Raw genomic sequence first — 2843 nt, forward strand, 5'->3', positions numbered from 1 at the left:
ATCGACCACACCTCTTTGGTTTTTCAAAAAAAATAAAACACGACGGAGGGAAAGAATATATTCTTGCGCGATAAAAAAGAGAATGGCTGCCGAAGCAGCCATTATTTTGTTTACTGCCAGCCGTAGCGGCGGCTATAGAAGCCTTTAACCCATTGCGTTAACGTCATATATCCCACCAGAATCGCCACTAACCAGGGGAAATAACTCAGCGGTAACGCCTGCAATTGCAGATAACCTGCCAGCGGTGAGAACGGTAGCGCAATTCCCACAATCATTACCACCAGCGTCATCAGCATCAGCGGCCAGGCAGCGCGACTCTGAATGAACGGCACGCGGCGCGTACGAATCATATGCACAATCAGCGTTTGCGACAGCAGCCCCACCACAAACCAGCCAGACTGGAACAGCGTTTGCGCTTCCGGCACATTGGCGTGGAATACCCACCACATCAGGCAGAATGTCAGAATGTCGAAGATGGAGCTGATCGGGCCAAAAAAGAGCATAAAACGGCCCAGATCCGCCGGATTCCAGCGCTGCGGTTTCTGGATCTGCTCATCATCAACGTTATCAAACGGGATCGCCACCTGAGATACATCGTACAGCAGGTTCTGAATCAACAAGTGCAGCGGCAGCATGGGCAGGAACGGTAAAAAGGCGCTCGCCACCAGCACGCTAAAGACGTTACCAAAGTTAGAACTGGCGGTCATTTTGATATACTTCAGCATATTGGAGAACGTACGACGCCCTTCAATTACGCCTTCTTCCAGCACCATCAGGTTCTTTTCCAGCAGAATAATATCGGCCGCTTCACGGGCGATATCGACCGCGCCATCCACCGAAATACCAATATCCGCCGCACGTAGCGCTGGCGCGTCGTTAATTCCATCGCCCATAAAGCCCACCACGTGCCCTTCACGTCTGAGGAGGCGGACGATCCGCTCTTTATGCATCGGCGTCAGGCGTGCGAACAGCGTAGTATGCTGAGCCAACGCGGCCAGCACGTCGTCGCTCATGTCTTCGATATCATTTCCGACAATCACCTCTCCGGCATCCAGACCTACCTCATGGCACACCTTCGCGGCGACCAGTTCGCTGTCGCCGGTCAGGATCTTCACGGTAATGCCACTGGCTTTCAGCGCTTTCAGCGCCGGTGCGGTCGTTTCCTTCGGCGGATCGAGGAAGGCGATGTAACCTTCAAGGATCAGATCGGATTCATCAATACGCTGGTAATCCCCTTCCCGCGCTGGCAGGTATTTGGTCGCCACAGCGACTACGCGCAGCCCCTGACGGTTCAGCGTATCGGTCACGCGCTTCACCCGACGCAGCATGTTGTCATCCAGCGGCACAATTTCACCGTTATGCCGCACCTGCGTACAGACGCTGACGATCTCCTGCAACGCGCCTTTGCACACCAGTTGATGCACATCCGTCTCTTCGGCCACCACCACCGACATCCGGCGGCGCTCAAAATCAAACGGAATCTCATCAATTTTCTGCCAGCGGGTAGACAACGTGCGCGCAGCGCCTTCATCCACACCTTCCAGCACGGCGGTATCCAGCAGATTTTTCAGTCCGGTCTGGTAATGGCTGTTCAGCCATGCCGCGTGCAGAACGCGTTCACTGGGCTTACCGGAGATATCCGTATGATTCTCCAGCACGATTTTATCCTGGGTCAGCGTGCCGGTTTTATCGGTGCACAGAACGTCCATCGCGCCGAAGTTCTGAATGGCATCCAGATGTTTGACGATCACTTTTTGCTTCGACAGTTTCACCGCGCCGCGTGCCAGCGTCGAAGTAACAATCATCGGCAGCATTTCCGGCGTCAGGCCTACGGCGACGGAGAGCGCAAACAGCGCCGCTTCCCACCAATCACCTTTGGTATAACCGTTAATGAGCAGCACCACTGGCGCCATCACCAGCATAAAGCGAATCAACAGCATACTGACGCGACTGATCCCCTTCTGGAACGCGTTTTGCTCGCTTTCCTGTTCGCTGACGCGCCCCGCCAGTTGACCAAACCAGGTATGGGCGCCGGTGGCGATAACCATCGCCTGCGCCGTGCCGCTCACCACGTTAGTGCCCATAAAGCACAGGGTATCGCGCTCAAGCGGGTTGCTTTGGCTGGCGTCGCGGGTGTGCGCCACTTTCTCCACTGGCAGCGATTCGCCGGTTAATGACGCCTGAGCAACAAACAGGTCTCGCGCCTGAATCACCCGCAGATCGGCCGGGATCATGTCCCCCGCCGACAGCTTGATGATGTCGCCAGGCACCAGCTGATCGCCAGGCAGCTCCACCCAGCCGTTTTCCCCTTTCTCATTAATGACCCGCAGCACCGTCGCGGTGTTGCTGACCATCGCTTTCAGCGCGTCTACCGCTTTGGTGGAGCGCGCTTCCTGGACAAAGTTAAGCAGCGTGGAAATCACCACCATCAAGGCGATCACCCCGGCGGCGAACAGATCTTCCGTGGCATACGAGATCGCGCCCAGAAGAGTCAGCAACATATTGAACGGGTTGCGATAACAGGTCCACAGATGCTTCCACCACGGTGACGGTTTCTGGGTCGGCAGAAGGTTTTCACCGTGTTGTTCGCGGGCGGCGTTCACCTCTGCCACATTGAGTCCTTCCGGATGCGCATGAAACGTTTTCCATAGCGTCTTTTCATCCATCACGGCCACTTTCAGGCAGTGTTCACTCAGTGAAGAAGGTATCGGGGTGCTGGCGATCGACTGTGCATTAGGTAATGGATCGCGGTGCACCAGGCGATCGGGCAAATGGCGTCCAAGCCGGGCAAACAGCTGGCGAGTTATATTTTTAAACATAGGCAGCCCCTCCGCGCCAATAAG

Annotated in this window: 1 protein-coding gene; it reads right to left on the bottom strand. The window is 55.6% G+C overall.

What is annotated here, in order from left to right; genetic code table 11:
- Positions 1-110 precede the first annotated feature (110 nt).
- A complete protein-coding gene (mgtA, locus tag AB7E14_RS22390; protein ID WP_109739526.1) occupies positions 111-2819 on the bottom strand; it encodes a magnesium-translocating P-type ATPase in 2709 nt (902 codons plus the stop codon).
- Positions 2820-2843: the final 24 nt, after the last annotated feature.

It is taken from the genome of Citrobacter sp., from assembly GCF_050252275.1.
GTDB lineage: Bacteria > Pseudomonadota > Gammaproteobacteria > Enterobacterales > Enterobacteriaceae > Citrobacter_A > Citrobacter_A amalonaticus.

Bases quoted from the DNA above. Each gene is read 5' to 3' on its own strand.
- mgtA (WP_109739526.1), bottom strand. From the start codon at position 2,819: ATGTTTAAAAATATAACTCGCCAGCTGTTTGCCCGGCTTGGACGCCAT.